This window comes from Bacillus sp. GB_SG_008, from assembly GCF_052038115.1.
Lineage (GTDB): Bacteria > Bacillota > Bacilli > Bacillales > Bacillaceae_G > Bacillus_A > Bacillus_A rhizoplanae.
The window spans coordinates 212416-218420 of the sequence record NZ_JBPZSK010000007.1 but is presented as its reverse complement, the minus strand read 5'-3'; the positions used below and the strand labels follow the sequence as shown (position 1 = coordinate 218420).

The following is a 6005-nucleotide window of genomic DNA, read 5'->3' as shown; positions in this document are numbered from 1 at the left end:
TGGTGGAGCGCTTAGAAGTGAGAATGCCGGTATGAGTAGCGAAAGACGGGTGAGAATCCCGTCCACCGAATGCCTAAGGTTTCCTGAGGAAGGCTCGTCCGCTCAGGGTTAGTCAGGACCTAAGCCGAGGCCGACAGGCGTAGGCGATGGACAACAGGTTGATATTCCTGTACCACCTCTTTATCGTTTGAGCAATGGAGGGACGCAGAAGGATAGAAGAAGCGTGCGATTGGTTGTGCACGTCCAAGCAGTTAGGCTGGTAAGTAGGCAAATCCGCTTACCGCAAAGGCTGAGCTGTGATGGGGAAGCTCCTTATGGAGCGAAGTCTTTGATTCCCCGCTGCCAAGAAAAGCTTCTAGCGAGATAAAAGGTGCCTGTACCGCAAACCGACACAGGTAGGCGAGGAGAGAATCCTAAGGTGTGCGAGAGAACTCTGGTTAAGGAACTCGGCAAAATGACCCCGTAACTTCGGGAGAAGGGGTGCTTTCTTAACGGAAAGCCGCAGTGAATAGGCCCAAGCGACTGTTTAGCAAAAACACAGGTCTCTGCGAAGCCGTAAGGCGAAGTATAGGGGCTGACACCTGCCCGGTGCTGGAAGGTTAAGGAGAGGGGTTAGCGCAAGCGAAGCTCTGAACTGAAGCCCCAGTAAACGGCGGCCGTAACTATAACGGTCCTAAGGTAGCGAAATTCCTTGTCGGGTAAGTTCCGACCCGCACGAAAGGTGTAACGATTTGGGCACTGTCTCAACCAGAGACTCGGTGAAATTATAGTACCTGTGAAGATGCAGGTTACCCGCGACAGGACGGAAAGACCCCGTGGAGCTTTACTGTAGCCTGATATTGAATTTTGGTACAGCTTGTACAGGATAGGCGGGAGCCTTTGAAGCCGGAGCGCTAGCTTCGGTGGAGGCGCTGGTGGGATACCGCCCTGGCTGTATTGAAATTCTAACCTACGGGTCTTATCGACCCGGGAGACAGTGTCAGGTGGGCAGTTTGACTGGGGCGGTCGCCTCCTAAAAAGTAACGGAGGCGCCCAAAGGTTCCCTCAGAATGGTTGGAAATCATTCGTAGAGTGCAAAGGCATAAGGGAGCTTGACTGCGAGACCTACAAGTCGAGCAGGGACGAAAGTCGGGCTTAGTGATCCGGTGGTTCCGCATGGAAGGGCCATCGCTCAACGGATAAAAGCTACCCCGGGGATAACAGGCTTATCTCCCCCAAGAGTCCACATCGACGGGGAGGTTTGGCACCTCGATGTCGGCTCATCGCATCCTGGGGCTGTAGTCGGTCCCAAGGGTTGGGCTGTTCGCCCATTAAAGCGGTACGCGAGCTGGGTTCAGAACGTCGTGAGACAGTTCGGTCCCTATCCGTCGTGGGCGTAGGAAATTTGAGAGGAGCTGTCCTTAGTACGAGAGGACCGGGATGGACGCACCGCTGGTGTACCAGTTGTTCTGCCAAGGGCATAGCTGGGTAGCTATGTGCGGAAGGGATAAGTGCTGAAAGCATCTAAGCATGAAGCCCCCCTCAAGATGAGATTTCCCATAGCGTTAAGCTAGTAAGATCCCTGAAAGATGATCAGGTTGATAGGTTCGAGGTGGAAGCATGGTGACATGTGGAGCTGACGAATACTAATAGATCGAGGACTTAACCATATAATATGAAGCAAATGTTATCTAGTTTTGAAGGAATATACCTTCATAAGTCTGGTAATGATGGCAGAGAGGTCACACCCGTTCCCATACCGAACACGGAAGTTAAGCTCTCTAGCGCCGATGGTAGTTGGGACTTTGTCCCTGTGAGAGTAGGACGTTGCCAGGCAAAAACCTAAGTCGTTTTGACTTAGGTTTTTTTGTGTTTAAAAAAGTAACACTCTGATGCTTTCACTACGCTCTCATTCTTCTCTAATTGTTTCATTTAAAAGGCCTTAAAAATAATTTTACTCATTTCCCGTACCTCACTGTATGATTGTTTCCGTTATAACGAGGAAGTAGCTTTAAAAACATACAAAAAACCCCGAATCATGGACTTTTTTAAGTGTTCACGATTCGGGGTACAGTTTACTAGTTACTTAGTTTTTAATTTTTTACGTTCTGCCTCAATTTCGGAGCGCAATTCAGCTTCAAGATAACGATCTATTTTTCCATTTCCTTCATGTACAATGCTATTTAATGTATCTTCTGTCTTCTCTTCCACAATTACAATGACTCCTGTTTTTCCAGGTTTAATAGATTTTAATGTGTTTTCAAAAACAGAATATGCATGTGTAATCTCTTTTTTATCTTTAAATATACCAATCGTTGATCCAATTAGTCCACCTAACAATACACCGAAAGGTCCGCCTAGAATCCCAACAAACATCCCGATTAAACCGCCTTTATTGGTTTTATCAGCGCCCGTTACATCTAAGAAATCTTCAATTGATAATTCACCATCTATTTTTCGTTTAATAACTGCAATTTGCTCCACTTTTAGTTGATGCTCTAAATGAAATTTTTTAATAACAGAGAATGCTTTGTAGGATTGCGTATCTTCTTGAAAGGTAAGTACAGCAACTTGTTTTTCCATATTCAAAACCTGCCTTTTTCTTTAAGTATCACTGCATTTTGTATGTATGTCAAGGGAATTATGCCTGAATAATACTTGTTATTGGACATATATTTCGTTTTATAAAGCATATTTATACGGTTTTCTGGAATAAACACGAACGTTACATTTAATATTATTAAAAACATTCGATTATTTGTTGACATGTTTGAATAACACCTGTTAATATAACGGTAGAAGCAATATTATATCGCACCTCATATAATCGCGGGGATATGGCCTGCAAGTCTCTACCTAACGACCGTTAATCGTTGGACTATGAGGGAAAGTCACTCGGTATTTTTCTATTCACATGGGATACGCATGCCTGAGTAGAGCACTTTCTCTCATAGTAAAAGAGGAATGTTCTATATCAGGCTTTTTTTATTTGAATCGGGGGGATTCTAATATGAAACCACTAGTTGGAGTCATTATGGGAAGCACGTCAGACTGGGAAACAATGAAATATGCTTGTGAAATATTAGAAGAGTTAAATATTCCGTATGAGAAGAAAGTCGTATCCGCTCATCGGACTCCAGATTATATGTTTCAATATGCAGAAACAGCTCGTGAACGTGGAATAAAAGTTATTATCGCTGGGGCAGGCGGGGCCGCTCACTTACCAGGAATGGTTGCTGCAAAAACGAATATTCCTGTCATCGGTGTTCCTGTTCAATCGAAAGCGTTAAATGGTTTAGATTCATTACTATCTATTGTCCAAATGCCAGGAGGTGTTCCAGTTGCGACTGTCGCAATTGGAAAAGCTGGAGCTACAAATGCAGGTTTACTTGCCACGCAAATGCTAGGATCGTTTCATGATGATATACACGATGCATTAGAACTGAGACGAGAAGCAATTGAAAAAAATGTGCGAGAAGGTAGTGAACTGCAGTGATAAAAACGATTTTACCTGGACAAATGATTGGTATTATTGGCGGGGGACAACTTGGCAGAATGATGGCGATTGCAGCAAAAGAAATGGGATATAAAATTGCAGTATTAGATCCAGCAAAGTCTTCGCCGTGTGCACAAGTTGCCGACATTGAAATTGTGGCACCGTATAATGATTTAAAAGCAATTCATCACTTAGCAGAAATAAGTGATGTTGTAACATATGAATTTGAGAATATTGATTATAACTGCTTACAATGGCTTGAAAAGAATGCTTATTTACCACAGGGCAGTGAGTTATTATATACAACACAAAATCGTTATACAGAAAAAAATGCAATCACGAAAGCCGGTTTACCAGTAGCACCATACAGACTCGTTCAGAAGCAGAAAGAGCTTTTAGAAGCAATTGCTGAATTTTCATTCCCTTGTGTGTTAAAGACAACAACAGGGGGATACGATGGAAAAGGGCAAGTTGTACTAAAAAGTGAAGCTGATGTTGCGAGAGCGATGGAACTTGTAAATCAGGCTGAATGTATTTTAGAGAAGTGGGTTTCATTTGAAAAAGAAATTTCCGTTATTGTTACACGTAGTGTAAACGGTGAAACGAAAGTATTTCCAGTAGCCGAAAACATTCACGTGAATAACATTTTACATGAATCAATCGTACCAGCTCGTATTACAGAAGAACTATCACAAAAAGGAATTCAGTATGCAGAGAGATTAGCGGATGAACTAAAGCTAGTGGGAACACTAGCAGTAGAGATGTTTGCTACAGCAAATGGTGAGATTTATATTAATGAGTTAGCACCAAGGCCGCACAATTCTGGACACTATACAATTGATGCATGTGAAACGAGTCAATTCGGACAGCATATTCGAGCAATCTGTAATTTACCTCTTGGAGAAACAATTTTGTTAAAACCAGTTGTCATGGTAAACATTTTAGGCGAACATATAGAAGGGGTCCTAAAGCAAGTGAATAGATTAACCGGGTGTTACTTGCATTTATATGGTAAAGAAGAAGCAAAGCCGCAGCGTAAAATGGGGCACGTTAATATTTTAAATGATAAGATTGATGTTGCTTTAGAAAAAGCGCGGACATTGCATATTTGGGACCATCAAGAACAACTGTTGGAGGGAAAAAGATGATTAGTCGTTATACACGCCCTGAGATGGGTGCGATTTGGACGGAAGAAAACAAATTTAAAGCGTGGTTAGAAGTTGAGATCTTAGCTTGTGAAGCTTGGGCTGAACTTGGAGATATTCCAAAAGAAGATGTGAAAAAACTTCGTGAGAATGCATCTTTTGATATTGAACGTATTTATGAAATTGAACAAGAAACACGTCATGATGTTGTAGCATTTACTCGTGCGGTATCTGAAACACCAGCATTAGGTGAAGAACGTAAATGGGTACACTACGGTTTAACATCTACAGACGTAGTAGATACAGCGTTATCTTACATCTTAAAACAAGCTAATGAGATTTTATTAAAAGACTTAGAGAACTTCATTAGTATCTTAGCTAATAAAGCAAAAGAACATAAATACACAATTATGATGGGAAGAACACATGGTGTTCATGCAGAACCAACAACATTTGGTTTAAAGCTTGGCCTTTGGTATGAAGAAATGAAACGTAACTTAGAGCGCTTTAAGCAAGCAGCTGATACAGTTCGCGTTGGTAAACTTTCTGGTGCCGTTGGTACATTCGCGAACATCAATCCATTCGTTGAAAAATATGTTTGTGAAAATTTAGGATTAGAAGCAGCACCAATTTCTACACAAACGCTGCAACGTGATCGTCATGCACATTACATGTCAACACTTGCACTAATTGCAACATCTATCGAAAAAATGGCAGTCGAAATTCGCGGTTTACAAAAAAGTGAAACACGTGAAGTAGAAGAGGCCTTTGCGAAAGGACAAAAAGGTTCGTCTGCAATGCCACATAAACGTAATCCGATTGGGTCTGAAAATATGACTGGCTTGGCTCGTGTTATCCGTGGTTACATGATGACTGCTTACGAAAACGTTCCATTATGGCATGAGCGTGATATTTCTCACTCTTCTGCAGAACGCGTTATCTTACCAGATGCAACAATCGCATTAAACTACATGTTAAATCGTTTCGGTAATATCGTGAAAAACTTAACGGTATTCCCAGAAAACATGAAGCGTAACATGCAAAGAACATATGGTTTAATTTACTCTCAGCGTGTAATGCTTACGCTAATCGACAAAGGTATGGTACGTGAAGAAGCTTATGATATCGTACAGCCTAAAGCGATGGAAGCTTGGGAAACACAAGTACAATTTAAGGAGCTTGTAGAAGCTGATGAGCGCATTACAAGCAAATTAACACAAGAAGAAATCAATGAATGTTTCAACTATGAACATCACTTACAACACGTTGATACAATTTTTGAACGTCTTGGCTTAAACTGATAATTTTATATGGCACAGAATAGGATCATTCTGTGCCATTCTTTTTAATTATACTATTCACATTTTTCAAACTACAGGGGGCTT

At 41.7% G+C, this 6005-nt stretch carries 4 protein-coding genes, 2 rRNA genes and 1 riboswitch; of the genes, 5 read left to right on the top strand and 1 reads right to left on the bottom strand.

The window, feature by feature from the left end:
- Both ACTDJC_RS18405 and rrf read left to right on the top strand, forming a co-directional pair.
- Window positions 1–1649, top strand: a 23S ribosomal RNA gene (locus ACTDJC_RS18405); the annotation flags it as partial.
- A gap of 50 nt (window positions 1650–1699) precedes the next feature.
- Window positions 1700–1815 (top strand): 5S ribosomal RNA (rrf, locus tag ACTDJC_RS18400).
- Between the two features lie 246 nt (window positions 1816–2061).
- Here the strand turns inward: rrf and ACTDJC_RS18395 are convergent.
- On the bottom strand, window positions 2062–2562 hold the full coding sequence (locus ACTDJC_RS18395) for a DUF1269 domain-containing protein (RefSeq protein ID WP_098309210.1): 501 nt from the start codon (window positions 2560–2562) through the stop codon (window positions 2062–2064).
- Between the two features lie 216 nt (window positions 2563–2778).
- A riboswitch (purine riboswitch) is annotated at window positions 2779–2880 on the top strand.
- 109 nt (window positions 2881–2989) lie between these two features.
- Here ACTDJC_RS18395 and purE point away from each other — a divergent pair.
- From purE to purB, 3 genes are read left to right on the top strand one after another with little or no spacing between them, the layout of a single operon-like run.
- Window positions 2990–3475, top strand: a complete 486-nt coding sequence (purE, locus tag ACTDJC_RS18390; protein ID WP_098309208.1) for a 5-(carboxyamino)imidazole ribonucleotide mutase — start codon at window positions 2990–2992, stop codon at window positions 3473–3475.
- The gene (purK, locus tag ACTDJC_RS18385; RefSeq protein ID WP_440604296.1) at window positions 3472–4623 is read left to right on the top strand and encodes a 5-(carboxyamino)imidazole ribonucleotide synthase; all 1152 of its coding nucleotides are present in this window, start codon (window positions 3472–3474) and stop codon (window positions 4621–4623) included. The genes purE and purK overlap by 4 nt, the downstream gene beginning before the upstream one ends.
- Window positions 4620–5921 carry an adenylosuccinate lyase gene (gene purB / locus ACTDJC_RS18380; protein WP_253628418.1) on the top strand — a complete coding sequence of 434 codons (1302 nt, stop codon included), beginning with the start codon at window positions 4620–4622 and terminating at the stop codon, window positions 5919–5921. Before purK ends, purB begins: the two co-directional genes overlap by 4 nt.
- Window positions 5922–6005 lie beyond the last annotated feature (84 nt).

Excerpts from the sequence above, each read along its gene's own strand:
- purE (WP_098309208.1), top strand. The coding sequence starts at position 2,990 with ATGAAACCACTAGTTGGAGTCATTATGGGAAGCACGTCAGACTGGGAA.
- purB (WP_253628418.1), top strand. The coding sequence starts at position 4,620 with ATGATTAGTCGTTATACACGCCCTGAGATGGGTGCGATTTGGACGGAA.
- ACTDJC_RS18395 (WP_098309210.1), bottom strand. The coding sequence starts at position 2,562 with ATGGAAAAACAAGTTGCTGTACTTACCTTTCAAGAAGATACGCAATCC.